The organism is Pseudomonas proteolytica (genome assembly GCF_007858275.1).
In the GTDB taxonomy this organism is placed as follows: Bacteria; Pseudomonadota; Gammaproteobacteria; order Pseudomonadales; family Pseudomonadaceae; genus Aquipseudomonas; species Aquipseudomonas proteolytica.
On the sequence record NZ_VFEV01000002.1, the window covers coordinates 201685 to 227323 of the forward strand.

At 58.7% G+C, this 25639-nt stretch carries 24 protein-coding genes, 1 tRNA gene and 1 pseudogene; 22 read left to right on the plus strand and 4 right to left on the minus strand.

What is annotated here, in order from left to right; genetic code table 11:
• The first annotated feature begins 20 nt into the window (after positions 1–20).
• Complete coding sequence (locus FIV38_RS02455; RefSeq protein WP_029294232.1) at positions 21–1049, plus strand: nucleoside hydrolase; 1029 nt, start codon at positions 21–23, stop codon at positions 1047–1049.
• Positions 1050–1068: 19 nt separating this feature from the next.
• Here the strand turns inward: FIV38_RS02455 and FIV38_RS02460 are convergent, their stop codons facing one another.
• Entirely contained in the window at positions 1069–1281 is a 213-nt protein-coding gene (locus tag FIV38_RS02460; protein WP_029294233.1) for a hypothetical protein, read from the minus strand.
• Positions 1282–1416: 135 nt separating this feature from the next.
• Here FIV38_RS02460 and FIV38_RS02465 point away from each other — a divergent pair, with 135 nt between their 5' ends.
• Together FIV38_RS02465 and FIV38_RS02470 are read left to right on the plus strand one after the other, a co-directional pair.
• Positions 1417–1722 carry a hypothetical protein gene (locus FIV38_RS02465; protein ID WP_029294235.1) on the plus strand — a complete coding sequence of 102 codons (306 nt, stop codon included), beginning with the start codon at positions 1417–1419 and terminating at the stop codon, positions 1720–1722.
• Between the two features lie 148 nt (positions 1723–1870).
• Positions 1871–2191: an I78 family peptidase inhibitor gene (locus FIV38_RS02470; RefSeq protein ID WP_029294237.1), complete on the plus strand. Its 321-nt coding sequence runs from the start codon at positions 1871–1873 to the stop codon at positions 2189–2191.
• Between the two features lie 67 nt (positions 2192–2258).
• Here the strand turns inward: FIV38_RS02470 and FIV38_RS02475 are convergent, their stop codons facing one another.
• Both FIV38_RS02475 and FIV38_RS02480 read right to left on the minus strand, forming a co-directional pair.
• Positions 2259–2471, minus strand: a complete 213-nt coding sequence (locus FIV38_RS02475) for a cold-shock protein (protein WP_007905882.1) — start codon at positions 2469–2471, stop codon at positions 2259–2261.
• A 289-nt stretch (positions 2472–2760) separates the two neighbouring features.
• Complete coding sequence (locus FIV38_RS02480) at positions 2761–3072, minus strand: hypothetical protein (RefSeq protein ID WP_092231363.1); 312 nt, start codon at positions 3070–3072, stop codon at positions 2761–2763.
• A 351-nt stretch (positions 3073–3423) separates the two neighbouring features.
• Here FIV38_RS02480 and thrS point away from each other — a divergent pair, with 351 nt between their 5' ends.
• The 9 genes from thrS to FIV38_RS02525 all read left to right on the plus strand — a co-directional run bounded on the left by thrS (position 3424) and on the right by FIV38_RS02525 (position 10878).
• Positions 3424–5346: a threonine--tRNA ligase gene (gene thrS / locus FIV38_RS02485; RefSeq protein ID WP_092231360.1), complete on the plus strand. Its 1923-nt coding sequence runs from the start codon at positions 3424–3426 to the stop codon at positions 5344–5346.
• Positions 5346–5897, plus strand: coding sequence for a translation initiation factor IF-3 (gene infC / locus FIV38_RS02490; protein ID WP_169851780.1), 552 nt, complete (start codon positions 5346–5348; stop codon positions 5895–5897). The genes thrS and infC overlap by 1 nt, the downstream gene beginning before the upstream one ends.
• 60 nt (positions 5898–5957) lie before the next feature.
• Positions 5958–6152, plus strand: coding sequence for a 50S ribosomal protein L35 (gene rpmI, locus FIV38_RS02495; RefSeq protein WP_002553160.1), 195 nt, complete (start codon positions 5958–5960; stop codon positions 6150–6152).
• Between the two features lie 29 nt (positions 6153–6181).
• Positions 6182–6538, plus strand: coding sequence for a 50S ribosomal protein L20 (gene rplT / locus FIV38_RS02500; RefSeq protein WP_003174975.1), 357 nt, complete (start codon positions 6182–6184; stop codon positions 6536–6538).
• Positions 6539–6646: 108 nt separating this feature from the next.
• Positions 6647–7663, plus strand: coding sequence for a phenylalanine--tRNA ligase subunit alpha (gene pheS / locus FIV38_RS02505; protein ID WP_003203624.1), 1017 nt, complete (start codon positions 6647–6649; stop codon positions 7661–7663).
• 26 nt (positions 7664–7689) lie between these two features.
• Complete coding sequence (gene pheT / locus FIV38_RS02510; RefSeq protein WP_070995067.1) at positions 7690–10068, plus strand: phenylalanine--tRNA ligase subunit beta; 2379 nt, start codon at positions 7690–7692, stop codon at positions 10066–10068.
• A gap of 3 nt (positions 10069–10071) precedes the next feature.
• Positions 10072–10374, plus strand: a complete 303-nt coding sequence (gene ihfA, locus FIV38_RS02515) for an integration host factor subunit alpha (protein WP_002553164.1) — start codon at positions 10072–10074, stop codon at positions 10372–10374.
• Positions 10355–10711, plus strand: coding sequence for a MerR family transcriptional regulator (locus FIV38_RS02520; protein WP_003174972.1), 357 nt, complete (start codon positions 10355–10357; stop codon positions 10709–10711). The genes ihfA and FIV38_RS02520 overlap by 20 nt, the downstream gene beginning before the upstream one ends.
• A 90-nt stretch (positions 10712–10801) precedes the next feature.
• Positions 10802–10878 (plus strand) — tRNA-Pro (locus tag FIV38_RS02525).
• 544 nt (positions 10879–11422) lie between these two features.
• Here FIV38_RS02525 and FIV38_RS30830 read toward each other — a convergent pair.
• A pseudogene (locus FIV38_RS30830) lies at positions 11423–11512 on the minus strand (TIGR03759 family integrating conjugative element protein); the annotation flags it as partial.
• A 203-nt stretch (positions 11513–11715) separates the two neighbouring features.
• On the opposite strand from FIV38_RS30830, the gene FIV38_RS02535 reads away from it, so the two are divergent.
• The 10 genes from FIV38_RS02535 (at position 11716) to FIV38_RS02580 (ending at position 25634) form a co-directional block, all read left to right on the plus strand.
• The gene (locus tag FIV38_RS02535; protein WP_050558324.1) at positions 11716–12090 is read left to right on the plus strand and encodes an LLM class oxidoreductase; all 375 of its coding nucleotides are present in this window, start codon (positions 11716–11718) and stop codon (positions 12088–12090) included.
• Positions 12091–12274: 184 nt separating this feature from the next.
• Positions 12275–14248: a putative bifunctional diguanylate cyclase/phosphodiesterase gene (locus FIV38_RS02540; RefSeq protein WP_235860937.1), complete on the plus strand. Its 1974-nt coding sequence runs from the start codon at positions 12275–12277 to the stop codon at positions 14246–14248.
• A gap of 163 nt (positions 14249–14411) precedes the next feature.
• Positions 14412–17411 (plus strand): xanthine dehydrogenase family protein molybdopterin-binding subunit, encoded by a 3000-nt coding sequence (locus FIV38_RS02545; RefSeq protein ID WP_092231357.1) that lies wholly within the window; start codon positions 14412–14414, stop codon positions 17409–17411.
• Positions 17408–18214, plus strand: coding sequence for an FAD binding domain-containing protein (locus tag FIV38_RS02550; protein ID WP_076385044.1), 807 nt, complete (start codon positions 17408–17410; stop codon positions 18212–18214). The genes FIV38_RS02545 and FIV38_RS02550 overlap by 4 nt, the downstream gene beginning before the upstream one ends.
• A gap of 2 nt (positions 18215–18216) precedes the next feature.
• Positions 18217–18717, plus strand: a complete 501-nt coding sequence (locus FIV38_RS02555; RefSeq protein WP_076385042.1) for a (2Fe-2S)-binding protein — start codon at positions 18217–18219, stop codon at positions 18715–18717.
• A 5-nt stretch (positions 18718–18722) separates the two neighbouring features.
• Entirely contained in the window at positions 18723–20261 is a 1539-nt protein-coding gene (locus FIV38_RS02560) for an AMP-binding protein (protein WP_092231354.1), read from the plus strand.
• A 19-nt stretch (positions 20262–20280) separates the two neighbouring features.
• Entirely contained in the window at positions 20281–21084 is an 804-nt protein-coding gene (locus FIV38_RS02565) for an enoyl-CoA hydratase/isomerase family protein (RefSeq protein ID WP_092231351.1), read from the plus strand.
• A gap of 194 nt (positions 21085–21278) precedes the next feature.
• Complete coding sequence (locus FIV38_RS02570) at positions 21279–22697, plus strand: sodium:solute symporter family protein (RefSeq protein ID WP_092231349.1); 1419 nt, start codon at positions 21279–21281, stop codon at positions 22695–22697.
• Positions 22698–22772: 75 nt separating this feature from the next.
• A complete protein-coding gene (locus FIV38_RS02575) occupies positions 22773–24206 on the plus strand; it encodes a UbiD family decarboxylase (protein ID WP_092231347.1) in 1434 nt (477 codons plus the stop codon).
• 78 nt (positions 24207–24284) lie between these two features.
• Positions 24285–25634 carry an MFS transporter gene (locus FIV38_RS02580; RefSeq protein ID WP_033040274.1) on the plus strand — a complete coding sequence of 450 codons (1350 nt, stop codon included), beginning with the start codon at positions 24285–24287 and terminating at the stop codon, positions 25632–25634.
• Positions 25635–25639 lie beyond the last annotated feature (5 nt).

A 25639-nucleotide genomic window follows, 5' to 3' on the forward strand; every position in this document is an offset into this window, starting at 1 on the left:
ACAATGACAAGGAGTGCGTCATGCAACATAGAATCCCAACCCTGCGACACCTGTTTCGGAGTGTGCTGCTTTTGTCCGTGCTAACTGCTGCAAGCGCCCAGGCGGCGGAAAAAATCGACCTGATCATTGATACCGATCCGGGCGCCGACGATGTAGTGGCATTGCTGTTTGCGATGGCCTCGCCACAGGAGCTGAACATTCGTGCATTGACCACGGTGGCCGGCAATGTGCGCCTGGACAAGACCTCGCGCAATGCGCGACTCGCCCGTGAGTGGGCAGGGCGCGAGGAGATCCCTGTGTATGCCGGCGCGCCGCAGCCGCTGCTGCGCACGCCGATCTATGCCGAGAATATTCACGGCAAGGAAGGCATTTCTGGTGTGACCGTGCACGAGCCGAAAAAAGGCCTGGCCGACGGCAATGCGGTCGACTACTTGATCAGCACCCTGAGCACCGCCAAGCCCCATAGCATCACCATCGCCATGCTCGGCCCGCAGACTAACCTGGCTCTGGCGCTGACCCAGGCGCCGGAAATCACCCAGGGCATCAAGGAAGTGGTGGTCATGGGCGGCGCGCACTTCAATGGCGGCAACATTACCCCTGTGGCCGAATTCAATCTGTTTGCCGATCCGCTGGCGGCTGAAATTGTCCTTAAAAGTGGCGTCAAACTGACCTATCTGCCGCTGGACGTGACCCACAAGATACTGACCAGCGAGGCGCGCCTGAAGAAGATCGCCGACCTGAACAACAACGCCAGCAAGGTGGTAGGCGATATTCTCAATGAATACGTCAAGGGCGATATGGAGCACTACGGTATGACGGGCGGCCCGGTGCACGACGCGACCGTGATCGGCTACCTACTCAAGCCCGAACTGTTCACCGGACGCCAGGCCAATATGGTGATCGATAGCCGCGAAGGCCCGACGTTTGGCCAGACCATCGTCGACTGGTACGACGGCCTCAAGCACGACAAGAATGTGTTCTGGGTTGAAAACGGTGATGCCCAGGGCTTTTTCGACCTGCTCACCGAACGCCTGGCGCGCCTTGAGTAAGGCGCCTGCCGGTTGGTTGCTATTCGCGTAGCGGGTCTTCGACCCCCATATGGTCGGCCGGGTATTTCTCGAATATCTGGCCGATGAAGGCCTGTGCGGCCTGGGTGCCCAGTTCCTTGACCAGCAGGTCTATGCCGATGATTGCCAATTCTTCCGGGCTGCCTGGGCTGTAGGAGCTTTGCCCTTGAGGCCATTTGGCTTTGATATCGGCATTGATGGTAACGATGGTCATCGGGTTCTCGCGGTTCGCAAAGGCTGGACTGGCGCGCAGAGTTAACCATTTTGCGCCGCGTTTGGCACTGCTACTTAGGCATGAAGTGAGCGCTGTGCGACACTGGTGCCCTGTTTAATTGTCAGGACAAGCCACGTGCACATCGATTTGACCAACCCCAAGAGCCTTACATTGGAAGCCGTTCGCCAAATGATTGCCAGTGCCAGCGACGACCAGCACACCCAATTGCGTGTGACCAAGGCCGGTATTGCCTATATCTCCTCCTGCGTGGTGGGAGGGATGGAGGTCAACGGGCTGTTGTTCCGCCTGGAAACATGGGCGGCAGGGTCTGGCTACGTGGGCAGGGTGGCGGCCAGTGATGAGGTGTGGGTGACGCAGATTTATAACGCGCTGAAACAGAACTGGCCAAACCCGCCCTTTGACTACATCGACATCTACTGACACTTGTTCATATCTGGTGACGATTGATTCATCAGGCCGTGGCGCTGAGTCAGGCAGACTCGCTTACGGCCAATTGTGACAATTCTGAAACCAATTGGCCAAATCACGGTCGCACGATCTCTGTCCATTTTTTATCAAAGGAGGCTTCATGCCTTGGAAGCTCGCATCATTCGGTACCTTGTTGGCGGCAGCCGTCCTGGCGGGCTGCAGCACTGCGGGTACCTCTGAGCCGGCCAAAGACACGGCTGCGGCTGAGCCTGTTCATACACGCTGCGAATCGAAGGCTGCAGAGTTTGCGGTCGGCCAGAAAGCTTCGCCGCAATTGCTGGAGCAGGCCCGTACCCGTGCGGGTGCGCAGAATGCACGCATTCTCAAGCCCAACGATATGATCACCCTCGAATACCGCTCCGATCGCCTGAACCTCAATACCGATGACAACCTGGTGATCACCCGCGTCAATTGCGGCTAATAACGCTTTTGCATCACCCATAAAAAACCCCGTCACATGGACGGGGTTTTTTTGATTGGCGTAGAGATTACTCTGCGCGAACCTGTGCAGCTTGCATACCCTTTTGGCCTTTCTCAGCCACGAAGGAAACGGTTTGGCCTTCTTTCAGGCTTTTGAAACCGTCGCTTTCGATAGCTTTGAAGTGTACGAACAGGTCGTCACCGCCACCTTGAGGAGTGATGAAGCCGAAGCCTTTTTCATCGTTGAACCATTTAACGGTGCCGGTTTGGCGATTAGACATGGTGTATCTCCAAGAAACATATATTTTCAGTAGTGCTGTGCTGCTCAGGCCAACTGGGCACACTGGGCTATCATAGTCGAAATGTTCGGCTTGGGAGCCCCCCCAAGGCACTGTTTGCTAATCAATCGCGTCTTCTTCAGTGCCATGGCTGGCTGTAAGCCCCGGTTTACGGGGCTTTAGCACGAAATATCAGCTAGTAAAAAAAGCCGTAAAAGCTGTGTAAATTGTGCGAAATAGCAGTTTTCAGAGGGTTTTCAGGTCATTTTGGTGGGCTGATTTCTCGCCACGCTTACTTTTTCTTCACGACCTTGCAGGACGAAATAGCCGCGACTGCTTTGTTTTTTAGCTCCTCGCTGGCGTTCTGGTTAGTCATCAGTTCCTTGATTTCCGCCGTGCTCAATTCCGCGTTGATTTTGTCCGCGCCGCATTCGCAATGGGCTTTGGCGATTTTGGCATCAACGTTCTGGCTGGCGGCGTCGCTGCAGTCCTTTACAAAGCTATCGCGGGCACCAGCGGGCCAGTTGGAGGGGGCGGCGGCCTGAGCGCCAATGGAGAACAGGGCCAGGGAAGCGGCAAGGGCGAAGATCGAGGTGCTGCGCATGGTGAGATGCTCCTTGAGTCGATAGGACGGACGGCGATTTTCAGTGTGTTTGAGGCCTGTCGTACAGCCCAAGTTCACTTTTGGCTGCAAAAGCCTGGGGTTTGTCGCTACCAGGCTGCAGGGGCGCGCCATGACCGTTCATCTGTGCTAGCATCCACAGCCTGGCTTTTTTCTTGCCAGATTCCTTTTTGTTTAACTCCAGTCACTCTGGTTCGATTATCGGTTGGCCGAAAGGCTCCTGCCGCTGTAAGGCAGGCGTTCAGCAATGAGCGGCCTGGTGTTGGATCTTGTACTGGCTCATCCCAACCCACGTGACCTTTGGTAGGGGTCACCACTAGGAGAGGAGGCGCCATGCCAACTATTACTCTTCCCGACGGCAGTCAACGTTCATTCGATCATTCGGTTTCCGTAGCCGAGGTCGCCGCATCCATCGGTGCAGGCCTGGCCAAGGCCACCGTAGCCGGCAAGGTCGACGGCAAGCTGGTTGACGCCAGCGACCTGATCTCCACCGATGCCAGCCTGCAAATCATCACGCCCAAGGATCAAGAGGGGCTGGAGATCATTCGCCACTCTTGCGCGCACTTGATTGGCCATGCGGTCAAGCAGCTGTATCCAACCGCGAAGATGGTGATCGGCCCGGTCATCGACGAAGGCTTCTATTACGACATCGCCTACGAGCGTCCTTTCACTCCGGACGACCTGGCGGCCATCGAACAGCGCATGCATGCACTGATCGAGAAAGATTACGACGTCATCAAGAAAGTCACGCCGCGCGCCGAAGTGATCGACGTGTTCACCGCCCGTGGCGAGGACTACAAGTTGCGTCTGGTGGAAGACATGCCGGACGAGCAGGCCATGGGCCTGTATTACCACGAAGAATATGTCGACATGTGCCGTGGCCCGCACGTGCCGAACACGCGCTTCCTCAAGTCGTTCAAGTTGACCAAGCTGTCCGGTGCCTACTGGCGCGGTGACGCGAAGAACGAGCAATTGCAGCGCATCTACGGCACCGCCTGGGCTGACAAGAAGCAGTTGGCCGCCTACATCCAGCGCATCGAAGAAGCCGAAAAACGCGACCACCGCAAAATCGGTAAGCGCCTGAACCTGTTTCACCTCCAGGAAGAAGCGCCGGGCATGGTGTTCTGGCACCCGAACGGCTGGACCCTGTACCAAGTGCTTGAGCAGTACATGCGCAAGGTTCAGCGCGAAAACGGCTACCTGGAGATCAAGACTCCCCAGGTCGTCGATCGCAGCCTGTGGGAGAAATCCGGGCACTGGGCCAACTATGCCGACAACATGTTCACCACCCAGTCGGAAAACCGCGACTACGCCATCAAGCCGATGAACTGCCCGTGCCACGTACAGGTGTTCAACCAGGGCCTGAAGAGTTACCGCGAGTTGCCGATGCGCCTGGCCGAGTTCGGTGCCTGCCACCGTAACGAGCCATCGGGTGCGCTGCACGGCATCATGCGCGTGCGCGGCTTCACCCAGGATGACGCCCACATCTTCTGCACCGAAGAGCAGATGCAGGCCGAATCCGCCGCTTTCATCAAGCTGACCATGGACGTTTATCGCGATTTCGGCTTTACCGAAGTGGAAATGAAGCTGTCCACTCGTCCGGAAAAACGCGTTGGCTCCGACGAATTGTGGGATCGCGCCGAAGCTGCACTGGCCGCAGCGCTAGACAGTGCGGGGCTTGCGTACGATCTGCAGCCGGGCGAAGGCGCCTTCTACGGGCCTAAGATCGAGTTCTCGCTGAAAGATTGCCTTGGCCGTGTCTGGCAATGTGGTACCTTGCAGCTCGATTTTAACCTGCCGATCCGTCTGGGAGCCGAATACGTCTCCGAAGACAACAGCCGTAAACACCCGGTTATGCTGCACCGGGCGATCCTCGGCTCGTTCGAGCGGTTCGTCGGGATCCTGATCGAGCACTACGAGGGCGCGTTCCCTGCGTGGCTGGCTCCGACTCAGGCAGTGATCATGAATATCACTGATAAACAGGCCGATTTTGCCGCTGAAGTGGAAAAAACACTCAACGAAAGCGGATTTCGTGCCAAGTCCGACTTGAGAAATGAAAAGATCGGCTTTAAAATCCGCGAGCATACTTTGCTCAAGGTTCCCTATCTTTTGGTTATCGGAGATCGGGAAGTCGAGATGCAGACTGTCGCTGTGCGTACTCGTGAAGGTGCTGACCTGGGCTCGATGCCCGTCGCCCAGTTCGCTGAGTTCCTCGCGCAAGCGGTTTCCCGGCGTGGTCGCCCAGATTCGGAGTAATTATTATTAAGCGTGAAATGAGACAAGATAAACGAGCTGCACCGAAAGCCCCGATCAACGAGAATATCTCGGCACGCGAGGTTCGTTTAATTGGGGCTGAGGGTGAGCAGCTTGGGATTGTGTCAATTGAAGACGCGCTTCTTAAGGCTGAAGAAGCCAAGCTCGATTTGGTGGAAATTTCCGCCGATGCTGTACCGCCTGTCTGCAAGCTGATGGACTACGGCAAATCGATCTTCGAAAAGAAGAAGCAGATTGCCGCAGCCAAGAAAAACCAGAAGCAGATCCAGGTTAAAGAAATCAAGTTTCGTCCAGGGACGGAGGAAGGGGATTACCAGGTAAAACTGCGCAACCTGGTACGTTTCCTGAGTGATGGGGACAGGGCCAAGGTATCCTTGCGATTCCGCGGCCGTGAGATGGCCCACCAGGAGCTGGGTATGGAACTCCTCAAGCGGGTTGAAGCTGACCTGCTGGAGTACGGTTCCGTCGAACAGCATCCTAAGATGGAAGGACGCCAGCTGATCATGGTCATCGCCCCGAAAAAGAAGAAGTAATCAATAGGGCACGGCAGGCCTTCTGATTATGTTTATCAACTGAATGCGGAGTATCCGAACATGCCAAAGATGAAGACTAAAAGTGGTGCTGCTAAGCGGTTTCTGAAAACTGCTAACGGTATCAAGCACAAGCACGCTTTCAAGAGCCACATCCTGACCAAAATGTCGACCAAGCGTAAGCGTCAACTGCGCGGTAGCAGCTTGCTGCATCCGTCTGACGTGGCAAAAGTCGAGCGCATGCTGCGCCTTCGTTAATTTTGGATCAAGAATAGAGGAAGTAACTCATGGCTCGTGTAAAGCGTGGCGTCATTGCCCGTAAGCGTCACAAAAAAATTCTGAAACTCGCTAAAGGCTACTACGGCGCGCGTTCACGCGTATTCCGTGTTGCCAAGCAAGCGGTAATCAAGGCAGGCCAATACGCCTACCGTGACCGTCGTCAGAAAAAACGTCAGTTCCGCGCTCTGTGGATCGCTCGTATCAACGCTGGTGCTCGTGTTAACGGTCTGTCCTACAGCCGTTTCATCGCTGGCCTGAAAAAAGCGTCCATCGAAATCGACCGTAAGGTTCTGGCTGAACTGGCCGTGAACGAAAAAGCGGTGTTTGCTGCGATTGTCGAGAAAGCTAAAGCCACCTTGGCTTAAGTACCCCCGACAGTCACCCTGGGCTACTCCGTAGTCCAAGGTGGTAAACGTCATAAATAGGGGAAGAGCCTTCAAGCTCTTCCCCTATTTTGTATCTGGAGTCTGTACATGGAAAACCTGGACGCGCTGGTTGCTCAAGCTCTTGAAGCTGTGCAAAGCGCTGAAGATATCAATGCCCTGGAGCAAATCCGGGTTCACTACCTTGGCAAAAAGGGTGAATTGACTCAGGTGATGAAGACCCTGGGCAATCTGCCGGCAGAAGAGCGCCCGCAAGTCGGCGCGCTGATCAACGTTGCCAAGGAGCGTGTCACAGAGGTTCTCAATGCGCGCAAGGCGTTGTTCGAGGAGGCCGATCTTGCGGCCAAGCTCGCCGCCGAGTCCATTGACGTGACCCTGCCTGGCCGCGGCCAGACCTCTGGCGGTCTGCATCCGGTTACCCGGACTCTGGAACGTATCGAGCAGTTTTTTACCCACATCGGCTACGGCATTGCCGAAGGCCCTGAGGTCGAAGACGACTATCACAACTTCGAGGCGCTCAACATCCCAGGCCATCACCCGGCCCGGTCGATGCACGACACCTTCTATTTCAATGCGAACATGTTGTTGCGCACCCATACCTCGCCGGTACAGGTCCGCACCATGGAATCGCAGCAGCCGCCGATCCGCATCGTCTGCCCAGGCCGTGTGTACCGTAGCGACTCCGATATCACCCACTCGCCGATGTTCCACCAGGTCGAAGGCCTGCTGGTTGATCGCGATATCAATTTCGCCGACCTCAAAGGCACCATCGAAGAATTCCTACGGGTGTTCTTCGAAAAAGAGCTGGCGGTACGTTTCCGCCCGTCGTACTTCCCGTTCACCGAGCCTTCCGCTGAAGTCGACATGGAGTGCGTGATGTGCAGCGGTAAAGGCTGCCGCGTCTGCAAGCAGACCGGCTGGCTGGAAGTCATGGGCTGCGGCATGGTTCACCCCAACGTGCTGCGCATGTCCGGGATCGACCCGGAAGAATTCTCGGGCTTTGCCTTCGGTATGGGCGTCGAGCGTCTGGCCATGCTGCGTTACGGCGTGAACGACTTGCGCCTGTTCTTCGACAACGACTTGCGGTTTCTCGCGCAATTTCGCTAGTCGTAACGAACCTTTAGGAGAGCAGGATGAAATTCAGTGAACAATGGCTGCGTGGCTGGGTAAGCCCGCAGGTAAATCGCGATGAGCTGGTTGCTCGTCTGTCGATGGCCGGTCTTGAGGTCGATAGCGTTACGCCGGCCGCCGGTGTTTTCAGTGGTGTGGTAGTGGGCGAGGTGCTGAGCACCGAGCAGCACCCGGACGCCGACAAGCTGCGTGTGTGCCAGGTCAGCAATGGCGCGCAAACCTTCCAGGTCGTATGCGGAGCGCCAAATGTGCGCCCGGGCCTGAAGATTCCGTTCGCGATGATCGGTGCCGAACTGCCCGGTGATTTCAAGATCAAGAAAGCCAAGCTGCGTGGTGTCGAGTCCAACGGCATGCTGTGCTCCCAGGCGGAGTTGCAGGTTGGCGAAGGCAATGATGGCTTGATGGAGCTGCCGACCGATGCGCCAGTAGGCCAGGACATTCGTGTCTACCTGGACCTGGAAGACGCCAGCATCGAAGTCGACCTGACCCCGAACCGTGGCGACTGCCTGTCCCTGGCAGGCCTGGCCCGTGAAGTGGGCGCGTTGTACAACGCGCCGGTCACCCGTCCAGTGGTTGCTGCTGTGCCTGCGGTGCACGATGAAGTGCGCTCGATCGAAGTGCTGGCGCCAAGCGCGTGCCCGCGCTACTTGGGGCGTGTGATCCGCAATGTCGACCTGTCCAAGCCGACCCCCCTGTGGATGGTCGAGCGCCTGCGTCGGGCCGATGTACGCAGCATCGATGCTGCCGTCGACATCACCAACTACGTGATGCTGGAGCTGGGTCAGCCGCTGCACGCCTTCGACCTTGCCGAAATCAACGGTGGGATTCGTGTGCGTATGGCCGAGGAAGGCGAAAAGCTGGTCTTGCTCGATGGTCAGGAAGTCACCCTGCGCAGCGATACCCTGGTGATCGCTGATCACTCACGCGCCCTGGCCATTGCCGGTGTGATGGGTGGTGAGCACAGTGGCGTATCCGCGACGACCCGTGATGTGTTCCTGGAAAGCGCTTTCTTTGACCAGATCGCCGTGGCAGGCAAGGCTCGTTCCTACGGCCTGCACACCGATGCCTCGCACCGCTATGAGCGTGGCGTGGACTGGCAACTGGCCCGTGAAGCCATGGAGCGCGCTACTGGCCTGCTGCTGGAAATCACTGGTGGTGAAGCCGGCCCGATCACTGAGACCGTCAGCGAGCAGCACTTGCCGTCGATTGCACCGGTGACGCTGCGCGCCCAGCGCGTTGAGCAAATGCTCGGCCTGGTGATTGAAGACGCGGAAATCGTCCGCCTGCTGACCGGCCTTGGCCTGGGCATCAGCGCTGATGGGGCAGGGCAGTGGCGTGTAGCAGTGCCAAGCCATCGCTTCGATATCAGCCTTGAAGTCGACCTGATCGAAGAGCTGGCCCGTCTATACGGCTACAACCGCCTGCCGGTTCGTTATCCGCAAGCGCGGCTGGCCCCGCAACCCAAGGCTGAAGCTCGTGCGCATCTGCCAGAGCTACGCCGTCTGCTGGTCGCCCGTGGTTATCAGGAAGCCGTGACCTACAGCTTCATCGATCCCAAGCAATTCGAACTGTTCAACCCGGGCGTCGAGCCATTGTTGCTGGCCAACCCGATTTCCAACGACATGGCAGCCATGCGCTCGTCCCTGTGGCCGGGCCTGGTGAAAGCACTTTCCCACAACCTGAACCGCCAGCAGGACCGCGTACGTATGTTTGAAAGCGGCCTGCGCTTTGTCGGCCAATTGGACGGCCTGAAGCAAGAGCCAATGCTGGCCGGTGTAGTCTGCGGCAGCCGTCTGCCGGAAGGTTGGGCGCAGGGTCGCGACCCAGTGGACTTCTTTGACGTCAAGGCCGACGTGGAAGCGGTGCTGGGCTTCGCTGGCGCGCTGGATGCCTTCGCGTTTGTTCCCGGCAGCCACCCAGCGTTGCATCCGGGCCAGACTGCGCGTATCGAGCGCGAAGGTCGCCTGGTTGGTTTCGTTGGTGCCATCCACCCTGAACTGTCGAAAACCCTCGGTCTCGACCGTCCGGTCTTCGTCTTCGAGTTGGTATTGGCTGAAGTCGCTGCAGGCAAGATGCCTAAATTCAGCGAGCTGTCGCGTTTCCCGGAAGTACGTCGTGACCTGGCCCTGGTGGCAGATCGTGATGTAGCGGCCAGCGCTGTGCTGGAAGTAATCCGAGAAAATGCAGGCGAATGGCTGACGGACCTCAGGCTATTTGACGTCTATCAGGGTAAAGGCATTGATCCGCATAGAAAAAGCCTTGCAGTTGGCTTGACCTGGCAGCATCCATCGCGCACTCTTAATGACGATGAGGTGAATACCACGACGCAAAATATCCTCACCTCGCTCGAACAAAGGTTGAACGCCACGTTAAGGAAGTGACGTATGGGGGCTTTGACGAAAGCTGAGATGGCGGAACGTCTGTACGAAGAGTTGGGTCTGAACAAGCGCGAGGCCAAGGAATTGGTCGAGCTGTTTTTTGAAGAAATCAGGCACGCTCTGGAAGACAACGAACAGGTCAAATTGTCCGGTTTCGGCAATTTTGACCTGCGGGACAAACGCCAGCGGCCTGGCCGCAATCCAAAAACGGGAGAAGAAATCCCGATCACGGCTCGCCGTGTGGTCACCTTTCGTCCAGGGCAGAAGTTGAAGGCCCGAGTTGAGGCTTATGCTGGAACCAAGTCATAACGACGAGCTACCCGTCATCCCAGGCAAACGCTACTTCACCATCGGTGAAGTCAGCGAGCTATGTGCGGTAAAACCGCACGTACTGCGCTATTGGGAGCAGGAGTTTCCTCAACTCAACCCCGTCAAACGCACAGGGAACCGTCGGTATTATCAGCGCCAGGATGTGCTGATGATCCGACAGATCCGTGCGTTGCTGTACGACCAGGGGTTCACCATCAGCGGCGCACGCCAGCGTATGTCCGGTGATGAAGCCAAAGACGACACCACCCAATACAAGCAACTGATCCGCCAGATGATCTCCGAACTGGAAGATGTACTGGTTGTTTTGAAGAAGTGAAACAAGCCTTTAAAATACTTCCACATTTCAAATGCTTGCGGTATATTCCTGATCGCTTCGTTACGAAGCGAACCCAGTTTCACGCCTAGTCGGGGCGTAGCGCAGTCCGGTAGCGCACTAGCATGGGGTGCTAGGGGTAGAGTGTTCGAATCACTCCGTCCCGACCATATAATTCAAGGGGTTGCGAGATTTTATTTCGCGACCCCTTTTTATTTTCTATCGGTTTTACTCCCACAAATCGTCTGGCTTTCGGTGGAATCCTCATTGTTTCCGTGTAGAGCTGAAGCCAGCTTTGGCGCTCTCTAGCACGTTTTTTAGGACGACGTTGTCGCCCTTTCTTGGTGCTTTCAGTATCTAAGGTGCTCTTCTCTTACAAGCCATCGACAGGGTACCCATCGGTTTGTACTCGTCAGGCCGACGGAGCCTTCCCGCGTAGAGGTAGTCTTCTTGGAGATACCAGGATCGAATAGCCATTGGGAGCTGCGCAGGCCGCAGAGTGCCTCTGCTTTTCTTAGGAGTGCGCGTATAGGCGTCAAAGCTATCCACAAAGGGCGTGGGTATATCTGTGGATAATGACCCAGGCACTGCGGAATACAGGGCTTGCAATGTGCTGGTCATTAATTGAGCAGGTTTCGTGTGCAGCTGACGTCGGCGAGCAGGCTTAGGGGCGCGAAGTCGCTATCGTTCGGCTTGGATCTACAGTTTTACGTCACGCCTGCACTCGTCAGCCAACCATGCCTCAATACCTAATGCCGTAAGTGGATCAATACCAGCAGAGTAGATCCCACGCGGCCCTTCCATACTCACCTTGCGCCACCCGCTGCCCACGGCCAAGGCTTCGGCCTCAGTGTATTGCCTGTCCGGTGGCCGCCTGGTGTTGGTCGTGGAATTGGGGGACCGGGCCGTGGAGTTCCTGCAATCCCCTTACGGCGAAATGTTCGGTGTGAGATACCCAAGCCCGCCAGTCACCTGCCGACGCTGGTGACCGAGACAGCGGTCAGCCGATGGGGATTGCGCGTAATTCCGATGGCTGGATCACTTACCCACGCGGTCTTCAATTGCAGGCGGAAATGGTCGCACGCTGGCAGGCAGCGGTAACAGCTTATGCACCGGGTGTGTTCAAGCCTTTCGTGCAGTCGCTTTACATCGAAATGGCCGAACATCCCGACCATTCACCGAGCCCAATTCACTTGATATTGCGCGCCGGGTGCAATGTGATCCTGCAGTTTCTCGAAGGACTCAGTGCGGCCGGTGTCAACCATGTGGTTTTGAATTTCAAGTACGGCGAACGCGATGCCGCTCAGGTGGTGGAAGAAGTTGGCCGAGAAATTTTGCCGCGACTTGAGGACAGCGAAGCCGGCCGAATGGGAGCAATCTGATACGGTTTCTTATGGTGGATCTGAGCCTTTTTTGTGGCTAGGTCGGTGCTTTATAAAGTGCGCGACCGGAGTGCGAGCGGATTGTGCCCGGCCGGCCACTTTTTCAGACTCTTTGAAGATCGATGGTCTCGGCAGTCCTCAGGAACCACCATGAATACCCGCCGCACGAGATTTCATTCATGGAATGGCCATTGGTCCACAGGAAGGAACCTGCGGCACCGCAGCGTTCCGTCGCGAGCTGGTGGTCACCGAAGACATCCCCCGGGACCCAAGCTGGGAGCGTTTTCGCGGCCTGGCGCTGGGGCATAACCTGCGTTCCTGCTGGTCGGTGCCTTTGCTCTCCCATCAAGGATGCGTGTTGGGTACATTTGCCCTGTACCAGAACCGCGCCCATGCGCCGGACGAGGCGCAGATTCAGCGACTGGCCTGCGCGGCCCAACTGGCAGTCATTGCGATCCGCCATGAGCGTGACGGCCAACGTCTGGAGGAAAGCGAACAACGTTTTCGTTCATTGTTCACTTACAACCCCAACCCGGTGTTCGCCCTCGATCTGGCCGGCAACATCCAGAGTGTGAATCCAGCAGGCCTTAAGCTAAAGCCGCACACCGCAACCGATTTTATTGGCCATCACTTTTCCCATCTGGTGCTCGAAGAAGACCTGCAGCGGGTCAGTCAGCATTTTTCCGCAGCCCGCGCCGGAACGCCTCAACGCTTCGAGGCACGGGTTCGCGACGAGGGAGAGAAGCTGTTGACCATGGACATCTCTAACCTGCCGATCATGGTCAATGGAGAGATCGTTGGGGTATTTGGCATTGCCCGGGACATCAGCGAGCAGAAGCATTTCGAGCGCCAATTGAGCTTTAACGCCAGCCATGATCGGCTGACTGGTTTGCTTAACCGTGTTTCGCTTGAAGACCAGCTCATTCTGGACTGTCACATCAGTCGTCGGCGTAAGCGTCGTCTGGCGGTGATGTGCATTGATCTGGACGGATTCAAATCCATCAACGATTCGATCGGGCACTACTTCGGCGATCAGGTGCTGATTGAGGTGGCGCAGCGTATGACCCAGCAGGTTCGTCCTGGTGATACCATCGTGCGCATGGGCGGTGATGAATTTATCGTGCTGCTGCCGGACCTGCTTCGTGATGAGGACGTTGTACCGGTGGCCGAGCGCTTGATGGCCAGCATTGCCAAACCCTACTGCATCCAGGGCATGGACCTGCACGTGAGTGCAAGTGTCGGTATCACCCTGAGCGATGGTCACATCGAGCAGCCGATGCAGCTGATCCAGCAGGCTGACATGGCCATGTACAAAGCCAAGCAGCAAGGCCGCAACAACTTCCAATGGTACACCAGCGATCTTAATCAGCGCGTTTGCGAGCACGCGAGCCTGCGCAATGACCTGCAAAAGGCTATCGAAACTCAGTCGTTCAGGCTGCACTATCAACCGCAGATAGACGCGCGCACGGGGCGGGTGGTCGGGATCGAAGCGTTGCTGCGCTGGGAGCATCTGGAAAAAGGATTCATCTCGCCAGCGGTGTTTGTGCCGGTGGCGGAGGATAGTGGTCAGATCATCCCACTGAGCCTTTGGGTCCTCGATACAGCCTGCGCGCAGCTGCGCCAGCTAGGCGAGCAGGGCGTCACAGGAATCTCGATGGCCGTAAATATTTCGCCGATGCATTTCCAGCGTGGCCAGTTCGTCGAGTGTATCCAGACAGTGCTGAGCAAGCACGGACTTAGCGCGGGGCAGTTGGAGCTGGAGATTACCGAGTCGCTCTTGCTGCATAACGTTGAACAGGCGATCGATACGTTGCACCAGGTCAAGGCCTTGGGGGTGCGAATTGCGCTCGATGATTTCGGCACCGGTTTTTCCAGCCTCAGCTACCTCAAGCGTTTGCCCATCGACAAAATCAAGATTGACCGCTCGTTCATCCAGGAAATCGCCACCGACCATCACGATGCAGCGATTACCCAAGGCATTATTTCCATGGCCCATCACCTCAGCCTGACGGTGGTTGCCGAAGGCGTGGAAACTGCTTCTCAGGTGGATTTCCTGAAGGGCAGTCGCTGCGATATTTTTCAGGGGTATTACTTTGCCAAACCGATGCCCTATGCAGAAATCGAAGCGTTCCTGAGCCAACCCGCATCCCACCCCTGACCGGCAGTTCTGCCGGGCCCCAGGCCTGAAAATCAGACGCAAAGGTAAATTTTCAGACTCCCGCGCAGAACTCCCTCTCCCCAGGCAAGGCGCTCCCTGCGCCTTTCTCACACACTCGGCTCTAACGCTATCGCGCTGCATAACAACAAGAGCCGCGAAAAAAATGACCAGTTTCCAACCTGCTACCGAAAGCCAGACCGGCCACATTGGCGCCCGTCAGACCCGTGTCGAGGACGCCGCATTGTTGCGTGGCCTGGGCTGCTATGCCGATGACGCTGCGATCCCTCCGGGCACGCTACATGCGGCGATCATCCGTTCACCCCACGCTCATGCGCGGATTACCTCGGTGGACTTTTCCAGAGCGCTGCTGATGAAAGGCGTGCACGGTGTGCTGGTCGGCGAAGACGTCAAACGCTGGGCGCTGCCGTTTCCGGTGGGTGTGCGTCAGCCGATGGAGCACTGGTGCGTCGCCGTCGACAAGGTGCGTTATGTCGGAGAGCCGGTGGCCGTGGTGATCGCCGAGAGCCGCTACCTGGCCGAGGACGCCATCGAAGGTGTGCGCGTTGAATACGAGCCGCTGCCCCCGATCATCGATCCTGAACTGGCCACCGCCGAACAGGCGCCGATCCTGCACGAAGCTGTCGGCAGCAACGTGGTCAACGAACGGCGCTTTCGTTATGGCGAGCCGGAGCAGGCGTTCGAGCAGGCGCCGCACAAGGTCTCGCTCAAAGTGAAGTTTCCGCGCAGTTCCTGCACACCCATCGAATGCTATGTGGTGCTGGCTCAGTACGAGCGCGCCACCGGCATTTATGACGTGCTCGCCAATTTCCAGGGTCCCTATGCGTTGCACACGGTCATGGCGCGCGCACTGAATGTGCCCGGCAACCGCTTGCGTTTGCGCACGCCGAAAGATTCCGGCGGCAGCTTTGGCATCAAGCAGGGCGTGTTCCCTTACGTGGTGATGATGGGCCTAGCGTCACGCAAGGTCGGCGCACCGGTGAAATGGGTCGAGGACCGTCTGGAACATCTTCAGGGGGCTTCTTCTGCGACCAATCGGGTGACCGAAATTGAAGCGGCAGTAGAAGCCGATGGCCGCATCACCGCTTTGCGTTATGACCAGATCGACGACTGTGGTGCCTACCTGAGAGCGCCCGAACCGGCGACGTTCTACCGCATGCACGGCAACCTGACGGGGGCCTATGCAATCCGCAATTTGCAAGTGCGCAACCGGGTGGTGCTGACCAACAAAACCCCTTCAGGCCTGAACCGTGGTTTTGGTGGCCCGCAGGTGTATTTTGCCCTGGAGCGGCTGCTGCAACACATCGCCGTGCAGTTGAAGCTTGATCCGTTGGACGTGATCCGCCGCAACCTGGTGCCGGCCGATGCCTTCCCTTATCGCGCGGCCGCCGGTGCGTTGCTCGACTCCGGCAATTACCAGGCAGGCATTGCCTTGGCGGCGGCTGATGGCGGTCTCGACGAGTTGCTCAAGCGTCGTGATCAGGCGCGTGCCGAAGGCCGAATCTATGGCATCGGTTATGCCGCCGTCATCGAACCGTCGATTTCCAACATGGGTTACATCACCACCGCGATGACACCCGAAGAGCGACGCAAGGCCGGTCCGAAAAACGGCGCTGTCGCAACCGCAACCATCAACGTCGGCCCATTGGGTGACGTCAGTGTGCACGTGTCCTCGGCACCGCAAGGGCAGGGCCATCAAACCACGGTCGCTCAGGTCGTCGCCGAAGTGCTCGGGGTTGCGCTGGAGTCCATCGTGGTCAACGTCGAACTGGATACCCAGAAGGACGCTTGGTCGATTGCCTCGGGCAACTATTCCAGCCGCTTCGCCGGTGCTGTGGCTGGTGCCGTCTACAAGGCAGCGCTGAAGATCCGTGATCGCCTCGCCGCGATTGCCGCCGAGCAATTGCAGGCCAGTCCCGAGGATATTCGTTTCGCGGGCGGCAAGATTTTTGTGGTCAATGGCGGGGCGGTGGCGCCATTCCATCGGATTGCCGGTGCGACCCACTGGTCGCCGGGCCTGCTGCCGGAAGGTGAAAGCGGCGGTCTGCGCGAAACCGCCTTCTGGAGCCCGCCGCAATTGGTGGCACCGGACGACCAGGATCAGGTCAATAGCTCGCTGTGCTACGGCTTTGTCTTCGACATCTGTGGTCTGGAAATCGACCGCATGACCGGCGAGATCCACATCGATCGCTACGTCACCTGTCATGACGCCGGCCGCCTGCTCAACCCGGCGCTGGTCGATGGCCAGATTCGTGGTGGCTTTACCCAGGGCCTCGGCGCGGCACTGATGGAAGAGTTCGCCTATGGCGAGGACGGCAGCTTCCTCTCTGGCACATTCGCCGATTATCTGGTGCCGACCGCACCGGAAGCGATCGAACCGGTGATCCTTCACATGGAAACGCCATCGCCATTCACCCCACTGGGCGCCAAGGGGGTGGGCGAGGGTAACAATATGAGCACGCCGGTATGCATCGCCAACGCGGTGGCCGACGCCCTTGGTCGCTCGGACATTCGTCTGCCACTGACGCCATCAAAAGTACGCACGCTCATCGGGATTGACGAGCCGCCACGGCCCGCGGGGATGGAGCCCGATGAAAACCTGGACGCGGAACCTGCCGCTGGACCGGCACTGCGGGCCAACGACGCGGTGGTGATTCCTGCTTCGCCGCAACAGGTCTTCGATACCTTGCTCGACCCGCAAACGCTGGCAGCGATCATTCCCGGTTGTCACGACCTCGTGCTTGAAGGTGAAAACCGTTATCGCGCAGACGTCACCGTCGGCGTCGGCATGATCCGCGCGCGCTTCGAGGCCAAGGTTGCCCTGAGTGATCTGGACCCTCCGTATTCATTGCGTCTGTCCGGTTCCGGCAGCAGCTCGATGGGTTCGGCCCAGGGGCAGGCCAAGGTGCGTTTCGTCGAACTGGAAAATGGCCACACGCGTCTGGAATACCAATACCAGGTGGCGGTCAGCGGCAAAGTCGCCGCAGTCGGCGGCCGAATGTTGCAAGGGGCCTCGAAAGTGATCATCGGACAAATATTTACTCGCCTGTCACAACGGGTCAGCGGCCGAGCCATCTCCACCGGCTGGTGGGCGCGGATGCGGGCCTCGCTTGGCGCGCTGTTTGGCAAGGGAGGTGCGCAATGAAACCGGCTGCTTTCGATTACGTTCGGGCTGACACTCGTCGTCAGGTGGTTGAACTGCTCGCCGAGTACGGCCAGGAGGCTCGCATCATCGCCGGTGGCCAATCGCTGATGGCGGTGCTGAACATGCGCCTGGCTCAACCCAAGTTGCTGATCGACATCAATCATGTGGCTGAACTGGCCTATATCGAACTGCGCAAGGATTGCCTGGCCGTAGGCGCCGGGGTACGACAGGCGCAACTGCTGGCGCGTTCGACCCTGATGGACGAGGTGCCTTTACTGGCACTGGCGATGCCCTGGATCGGCCACTTCCAGACGCGTAATCGCGGCACGGTCTGCGGTTCGGTGGCTCACGCCGACCCCAGCGCCGAGTTGCCGCTGTGCCTGGTGACGCTGGGCGGTGAGATCGTTCTGGAGTCGAAAAAAGGCAAGCGCATCGTCAAGGCTGCCGACTTCTTCCAAGGCATTCTCACCACCGACAAGCGTGCAGATGAGCTGGTTGTCGAGGTGCGTTTTCCGCTCAAGAGCGAAGGCATCACTTATCGCTTCCGCGAAATCGCCATGCGCCACGGCGACTTTGCAATTGTCTCCCTGGCCGCGGCCATTGGCGCGGACCAGGTCGAGCTTGGCATCGGCGGGGTCGCCGACCGTCCGCAACGTCGCAGTCTGCCTCGTGGTGCGGCATTGCCGGACGCGCTCAATCAAACCGCCTGGTCGCTTGATGCACAGGACGACGTGCAGGCCAGCGCTGCCTATCGCCGCCAACTGATTCGCGAGCTGGGTCATCAGCTGATTGAAGGAGTCTGAACATGCGTGTAACTGCCGACCAAACCTTTGCGATTCGCCTGGAACTCAATGGCCGCTCCCGTGAAGCCCTGGCTGAACCGCGGACCCAACTCTGCGACTTCCTGCGCCACGACCTCGGTGCCACCGGCGTCCATGTCGGATGTGAACACGGCGTCTGCGGTGCCTGCACGGTGCTGGTGGACGGGGTCGCCATGCGTTCCTGCCTGATGCTAGCGGTACAGGGGCACGAGCGGCGTATCGAGACTGTCGAGTCCCTGGCTGACGACGACACGCTGAGCGACCTGCAACAAGCTTTTCGTCGTCATCACGCCTTGCAGTGCGGCTTTTGCACAGCGGGCATTCTCATGTCCTGCGTGGATTTCCTCGAACGGGTACCCAACCCGGACGAGACCCAGGTACGCGACATGCTTTCGGGGCATCTATGTCGCTGCACCGGCTACACCGGCATCGTCCAGGCCGTGCTCGAAGTCGCTGCCCAGCGCCAAACGAACAAAGGGGTATAACAAAAATGTTCGATCTCGGACGCAGTTTCCTCGCTGCCGTTGAACGCCGACCGCACGCCGTGGCGGTCAGTGACGGTGCGTTGAAGAAAACCTATGAAGACTGGTTCGTTGATATCCAGAGCGCCGCTTGGGGCTTGCAATGCCTCGGGCTGCAACGCGGTGATCGACTGCTGGTAGCGATGCAAAACCGCTGGCAGATGGCAACCCTGCATTGGGCCTGTCAGTTTGCGGGCATCGTCATGACCCCCTTGAACTGGCGTTCGACTGCCGAGGAACTGGGCTACTGCATCGAAGATGCGCAAATCCGTGCGGTGGCTTACGACGACGCTACCGTGACTGTCGTGGCCGGTTGCAGCGCCGCCACAAGGCTGCCACGGATCGCCGCCGGACTCCGTGCCGCCAACACCGATCTGAGTTTCGAGGAACTGTGTTCGCAGACCCCCTCCGGCATCATTTTGCAGGCCGACGCCGAAGACATTTCACTGTTGCTGTACACCTCCGGAACCACCAGCAAGCCCAAGGGCGTGCCCCGTCGGCACCGTTGTGAGCGCGCCGCGGCGGTTGCCCACGTAGCGCAAAACCTCTACCGCCAGAACGAGTGCACGCTAGGTGTCATGCCGCTTTACCACACCATGGGCGTTCGATCGCTGCTGTCCATGGCGCTGATCGACGGACATTTCGTCTGTGTGCCGAAGTTTGACGTGGAAGCCACGCTGCAGGCCATCGAGCGGGAAAAGGTCAGCAATCTGTACTTGGTGCCGACGCTCTACCACATGCTCATCGAACACCCGGCCTTTGCCCGCGAGCGAGTAGCCAGTGTGGAGAAGATCGGCTTTGCCGGTGCGCCGATGAGCGACGGTTTGATGCGTCGCGTCGAGCAGGCGTTCCAGCCGCAATTGTTCGTCAATCATTACGGCAGCTCGGAGATCTACACCTTCACCATCGACCAGCAAGCCAGCCGCAAACCCGGTTCGTCAGGGCGCAGTGCAATGAACCAGCGCGTGCGCGTGGTGCCGATCGATGCTGAAACAGCCGACGTGCAGGTCAACCCATTGGAGGAGGGCCAGATCATCGCCGACCTGGCGAGTGACGAGGCGTTCGAAGGCTACCTGAACCGCCCTGAAGCGACCGCCAAGGCGTTGCGTGACGGATGGTATTTCACCGGTGACATCGGCTACTTCGATCTGGAGGGCGATCTGTTCGTCACGGGTCGTGTCGATGACTTGATCATCACCGGCGGCGAAAACGTCAGCCCGGCAGAAATAGAAAACATGCTCTCTCTGCACCCGGCGGTGGAAGAGGTGGTGGTGGTCGGTCTGCCCGACGAGCAATGGGGCAAGATTATTGCCGCGTTTATCAAGCTGCGCGCTGAGGTCTCGGAAGGCGACCTCGATGCCCATTGCATCGCTTCGGGCCTGGCCAAATTCAAGCGGCCACGGCGTTACCAGTTCATCGACCAGATTCCCAAATCTCCAGTGGGCAAGGTGCTGCGGCGCGTGCTGCTGGCCCAATTTCAGGAACAGGCCTTGAAGGCCATCAGCTAATCATCCAGAGGACACTCCCATGCAACAACAAGCGATCCAGCAATTTCTCGACACCCAGTTCGATGGCTTCCAGGTTGACGTTGATGTGTCTCGCGAGCGCGCTGACATCATCCTCAACCGGGCGCCGTTGAACGTCATTTCCATGGGGCAGCGCGATCAACTGCGCCTGGTCTTCGAAGCCCTCGATGCACACAAAGACGTGCGCGTCATCGTGCTGCGCTCGGTGGGTGAACACTTCTCCAGCGGCGGCGACATCAAGGGCTTTCTCGAAGCATCGCCGGAGCACGTTTCGAAGCTGGCCTGGAATGTCGCGGCACCGGCACGTTGCGAAAAACCGGTGATCGTTGCCAACCGTGGTTACACCTTCGGCGTCGGCTTCGAACTGTCCCTGGCCTGCGATTTCCGCATCGCTTCGCAAACCACTCGCTACGCCCTGCCTGAGCAGAACCTGGGGCAGATCCCGGGCTCGGGTGGCTCCGCGCGCCTGCAGAAAATCATCGGCATCACCCGCACCAAGCACATGGTGATGCGCGCCAAACGCATCACGGGCGACCAGGCCTATGCTTGGGGTATCGCGACCGAGGTCGTGCCGGACACCGAACTGGAAAGCACCGTCGATGCGCTGGTCGATGAACTGCGGCGCTTCTCGCCGCTGGCTCAGCGCACGGCGAAAAAACTGATCAACGACAACGAAGACGCACCGCTGACCGTCGCGATCGAAATGGAAGGCCACTGCTACAGCCGCCTGCGTAGCTCCAAGGACTTCAAGGAAGGCGTTGAAGCGTTTCACAGCAAGCGTGCGGCCGTGTTTATCGGCGAGTAAATGCGTACCGGCGAGCAGGCCCGGGAGCATGTCGGCAACGGCGTGCGCCTCTACGGAGCAGGGCCTGCCGCCCCTTCACTGAGACTGATAGGACGCATCAATATTCGTTAATGGAAAACCTGTTGCGGGGCTCTTAGGGTGAGATCGGCTGCACCGAAATCCGTCCAATAAATATAAAAATCGGAGTTCCACTTATGGCTTCTAGCTGGCTGGTATTAACCATCGTGGCCGCCTACATGGTGGTCTTGGCGTTGATCAGTTTCTGGGTTCGACGCTCTACACAAAGCGCGAAAAACTTCACAACAGGAGGCAAGGACTTTCCGGCGATGCTGATCGGTTTTCTGATGATGTCCGAGTTCATCGGCACTACCGCGAGCATTGGTACGGCCCAGGCGGGTTACACCTATGGCATTTCCGCTGCCTGGAACATCGCCGCCCTGGGCGTCGGGTTCGTGATCTTCTCCATGCTGTTGGCGAAGAAGTACAAAGACCTCGGCGAGAACACCATTTCCGGGGCGCTGGCCCGCACTTACGGCGAGCCGGTACGCTTCGCGACGTCAGTGATCATGATCTGCGCGCTGTCGATCGTTGCGGTCTCGATCTATGCCAGCGGCGGGGCCGTGCTCGCGACCTTGCTGGGCATCGAGCGGACTTCGGCGATCATCATCGTCGGTATTGTTTCGGTGCTGTATGTCGGCATCGGCGGCATGCGTTCAGTTATCTATACCAACGTCTTGCACGCGATAATGATGTACGCCGGGATCGTCCTCGCCCTGGGTTTTGCCTTGAGCAAGATTGGCGGCATGGGCGAGTTGGTGGCGCGACTGCCAGCGCCGATGTTCGAAGTCGACAACGTCGGTTGGCCGAAGATTTTCGCCTGGCTGGTGGCCGGTATCGGCGCGACGTTCGCCACCCAGTACGTGGTGCAGGCAGTGAATACCGTCAGTGACGGGCGCAAGGCCCAACATGCGAGTTTCTACTGTGCATTGATGTTGATTCCCTACGGCCTGATCGCTGCGATGGTGGGGATGTGCAGCGCGGTGTTGTTTCCGCAGATTCCCTCGTTGCAGGCCTTTCCGCAAATCCTCGGGCACATGCACGAATGGATGGCCGGGATCGTCGTCGCGGGACTGGCCGGGGCGCTGTTCGGCACCATGGCCGCGCTCACCATGGGCATCGCCACATTGTTGCTCAAGGACTTCTATCAGCCGTTCTTCAACCCCCGAGGGAATGATCGCAAGAATCTCAACTTTGCCCGGACCGCGACCATCGTCGCCGGCCTGCTGCCCATCGCACTGGCGCTGTACGCCTCCGACGTTCTGGTGGTGACCTTCCTCGCCAAGGCCTTGCGCGCTTCACTCGCGGTGCTGGTGCTGATGGTGTTTTACGCGCCGACATTCGGCACGCGGCAGGGTGCGTTCATCAGCATCATCGCGTCACTGATCATCACCATCGGCTGGTTCCTGATGGGCAATCCCTATGGCATCGACAACGCCTACATCGCACTGGCCACGCCGCTCGTGATCATGACCTTGAGCCATTTGCTGCGCGGTGGCAAACCCGAACATGCCGACAGCACCAGGCCCGTCAGTGCGAGCACTACCGGAAACTGAATCCCGACGATTCAAACGGGCATGCCATCGGGGTGACCGGGCATGCCACCAAAACAATAATGATGAGGTAAGGCCATGCAGCCTGTGACTCTTTCCACCCCCGAAGCCGACAAGGCCGGGGACCTGCCAGCAGGCGCCAGCCTGCGTGGCTGGCTCGACCATTTGCAGCGCCGGCAGCGTTTGACAATGATACGTCCCGGCGTGGACCTGCGTTTCGGCGTTGCAGCGATTGCCAATCGTCTGGACGGCAAGAGCGCTTCACTGTTCCCCCAGCCGGGCGGCCATTCGATCGCGGTGGTGTCCGGTCTGTTGTCCGACCGGCAGTGGATGGCCGAGGCCATGGGCGTGGAGTCCGCTGAAGTGTTGGCGCGTTTCGAGGCGGCCAGCCTCAATCCCCTGCCGTGGCGCGAAGTCAGCGATGCAGTTTGCCAGCAAGTGGTGCATCGCGAGATCGACCTGAATCGACTGCTGCCAATTCCCACCCACAACGAGCACGACAGCGGCCCTTACATCACTGCTGGCCTGTTGATTACCCGCAACCCGCGCACCGGGGTGCAGAACGTTTCGATTCACCGCTTGCAGGTGAGCAGCCCAAATCGCCTGGGCGCGCTGCTGCTGCCACGCCATGCGCTGGCCTTCTTTCAGGAAGTCGAGGCGCTGGGTGAGGATCTGGAGGTGGCGGTGGTCATTGGGGCTGATCCGCTGACCTTGCTGGCATCCCAGGCCATCGTGCCCATCGATCACGACGAACTGGAAATTGCCGGTGCGCTGCATGGCCGTCCGCTGGCAGTAACGCGTTGTGTGACCAACCAGATTCGCGTACCTGCCGATGCCGAGATCGTCATCGAGGGCCGGTTGCTGGCCAAGGCGCGGGAGATGGAGGGCCCGTTCGGCGAGTTTCCGCAGTACTACGGCGAGCGCGCCGAACGCCATGTGATCGAAGTCGACGCCGTAACCCATAGTCACGACCCGATCTTTCACACCATCGTCGGCGGCGGCCTGGAACACTTGCTGCTCGGCGGCATCCCGCGGGAAGCGACCATGCTTGCGCACTTGCGCCGCAGCTTTCCGTGCGTGCGTGACGTGCACCTGAGCAAGGGCGGAGTGTGTCGTTATCACCTTTATGTGCAGATCGACAAACGCTCCGAAGGCGAGGGCAAGAACGTCATCCTCGGCGCGCTGGGCGGTCACTACGACATCAAGCACGTCACCGTGGTGGATATGGATGTGGACATTCATGACCCCATCGAAGTCGAGTGGGCTATTGCCACCCGTTTCCAGGCCGACCGCGACCTGGTGCTGATCCACGAATCCCAGGGCTCGAAGCTCGATCCGTCCACCCGCGACGGTGTCGGCTCGAAGATGGGCTACGACGCCACGGTGCCGCTGTCGGCACCGACCATGCGCTTCAAGCGAATCCAGGTGCCGGGCCAACAGGAAGTCGAGCTCGACAAGGTGGCGCACGCGGCACCGCAGGATTGGCAGTGCGTGCTCCAGAAGCACGATTGAACCCGGAGGCCGCTGGTGTTTAGCGGCCTGTTCCCGATAGTTCCAACCAGCTCAAGACACGTCTTGTGTGAGGCAACCATGACCACGACAACAACAACTGCACCGCCAACCAGCGCCGCTACCGACACACCGCAGATTCCACCGGGAAAGGCCTTGCTTGCGGCATTTGCCTCGACATTCGGCTGGGCGCTGGATTTGTTTGACCTGTTCATTCTGCTCTACGTGGCGCCGATCATCGGCCGTATGTTCTTCCCCTCGGACACCCCGACACTGTCGCTGGCCGCGGTGTATGCCTCGTTCGCCGTGGCCTTGCTGGTGCGTCCCCTGGGCTCGGCGATCTTCGGCGCGTATGCCGACAAACACGGGCGCAAGCGTGCGCTGATGGTGTCGATGGTCGGCGTCGGTATTTCCACGGCACTGTTCGGCGCCTTGCCCACCATTCATCAGGCCGGCATATTGGCCCCGATACTGTTTCTGCTATTGCGGGTGATTCAGGGCATTTTCGTTGGCGGCATCGTGGCCTCCACTCACACCATCGGCACCGAATCCATCTCGCCGCGCTATCGCGGCCTGATGTCCGGGTTGATCGGTGGTGCCGGTGCCGGCATGGGCGCGCTGTTGGCGTCGTTCACTTACCTGGTGTTGTCGGAAATTTTCCCCGGGGATGAATTTGACGTCTGGGGCTGGCGCTTCATGTTCTTCTGCGGGCTGCTCAGCACGTTTTTCGGGCTGGTGATGTTCCGCTATCTGGAAGAAACCCCGGTCTGGCAGCAACTGCAACAAGCGCGCAAGACCAAGGGGCCGGCGGTAGTGGTCGTGTCGCCGCTCAAGCGTCTGTTTGGTCGCGAGTACCGCAGCGTGATGCTGGTCAATCTGCTGATTACATTCGGCGGCGGAGCAACGTATTACCTGGCCTGCGGTTATCTGCCGACCTTGCTCAACGTGGTCGCCAAAGTGCCCCATACGCAAACTTCGCAGATGCTCATGTACGGGTCGGTGGCAACCATTGTCGGAGCACTGGCCTTCGGTTACCTGAGTGACCTGATCGGTCGCAAGAAGACCTTCATGCTACTGGGTGTGATTAACCTGGTGAGCTTGCCGATGATGTTCCTCGGTGTCGCCGAGCCGGGTTCGCTGACCCGCACTGCGCTGTATTGCGTGGGCATCGCCTTCATGGGCGGGGCGATCATCGCGCCGATCCTGATCTTCCTCAACGAACGCTTCAGCACCGAGCTGCGCGCCAGCGGCACAGGATTGTCCTGGAACATCGGTTTCGCCCTCGGTGGAACCATGCCGACCTTTGTGTCCCTGTTCAGCAGCAGCCCCGCGCAGATCCCCATGGTACTGGCGATTTTCGCCGCCGGCCTGTCGGTGATCTACCTGATCGGCAGCGTGGTGATTCCGGAAACCCAAGGCAACTTCAAGTGAAGGAG

Coding starts and splice junctions, on each gene's coding strand:
- FIV38_RS02455 (WP_029294232.1), top strand. CDS start 21: ATGCAACATAGAATCCCAACCCTGCGACACCTGTTTCGGAGTGTGCTG.
- FIV38_RS02460 (WP_029294233.1), bottom strand. CDS start 1,281: ATGACCATCGTTACCATCAATGCCGATATCAAAGCCAAATGGCCTCAA.
- FIV38_RS02470 (WP_029294237.1), top strand. CDS start 1,871: ATGCCTTGGAAGCTCGCATCATTCGGTACCTTGTTGGCGGCAGCCGTC.
- FIV38_RS02475 (WP_007905882.1), bottom strand. CDS start 2,471: ATGTCTAATCGCCAAACCGGCACCGTTAAATGGTTCAACGATGAAAAA.
- FIV38_RS02480 (WP_092231363.1), bottom strand. CDS start 3,072: ATGCGCAGCACCTCGATCTTCGCCCTTGCCGCTTCCCTGGCCCTGTTC.
- thrS (WP_092231360.1), top strand. CDS start 3,424: ATGCCAACTATTACTCTTCCCGACGGCAGTCAACGTTCATTCGATCAT.
- rpmI (WP_002553160.1), top strand. CDS start 5,958: ATGCCAAAGATGAAGACTAAAAGTGGTGCTGCTAAGCGGTTTCTGAAA.
- rplT (WP_003174975.1), top strand. CDS start 6,182: ATGGCTCGTGTAAAGCGTGGCGTCATTGCCCGTAAGCGTCACAAAAAA.
- pheS (WP_003203624.1), top strand. CDS start 6,647: ATGGAAAACCTGGACGCGCTGGTTGCTCAAGCTCTTGAAGCTGTGCAA.
- pheT (WP_070995067.1), top strand. CDS start 7,690: ATGAAATTCAGTGAACAATGGCTGCGTGGCTGGGTAAGCCCGCAGGTA.
- ihfA (WP_002553164.1), top strand. CDS start 10,072: ATGGGGGCTTTGACGAAAGCTGAGATGGCGGAACGTCTGTACGAAGAG.
- FIV38_RS02520 (WP_003174972.1), top strand. CDS start 10,355: ATGCTGGAACCAAGTCATAACGACGAGCTACCCGTCATCCCAGGCAAA.
- FIV38_RS02535 (WP_050558324.1), top strand. CDS start 11,716: ATGGGGATTGCGCGTAATTCCGATGGCTGGATCACTTACCCACGCGGT.
- FIV38_RS02540 (WP_235860937.1), top strand. CDS start 12,275: ATGGCCATTGGTCCACAGGAAGGAACCTGCGGCACCGCAGCGTTCCGT.
- FIV38_RS02545 (WP_092231357.1), top strand. CDS start 14,412: ATGACCAGTTTCCAACCTGCTACCGAAAGCCAGACCGGCCACATTGGC.
- FIV38_RS02550 (WP_076385044.1), top strand. CDS start 17,408: ATGAAACCGGCTGCTTTCGATTACGTTCGGGCTGACACTCGTCGTCAG.
- FIV38_RS02555 (WP_076385042.1), top strand. CDS start 18,217: ATGCGTGTAACTGCCGACCAAACCTTTGCGATTCGCCTGGAACTCAAT.
- FIV38_RS02560 (WP_092231354.1), top strand. CDS start 18,723: ATGTTCGATCTCGGACGCAGTTTCCTCGCTGCCGTTGAACGCCGACCG.
- FIV38_RS02565 (WP_092231351.1), top strand. CDS start 20,281: ATGCAACAACAAGCGATCCAGCAATTTCTCGACACCCAGTTCGATGGC.
- FIV38_RS02570 (WP_092231349.1), top strand. CDS start 21,279: ATGGCTTCTAGCTGGCTGGTATTAACCATCGTGGCCGCCTACATGGTG.
- FIV38_RS02575 (WP_092231347.1), top strand. CDS start 22,773: ATGCAGCCTGTGACTCTTTCCACCCCCGAAGCCGACAAGGCCGGGGAC.
- FIV38_RS02580 (WP_033040274.1), top strand. CDS start 24,285: ATGACCACGACAACAACAACTGCACCGCCAACCAGCGCCGCTACCGAC.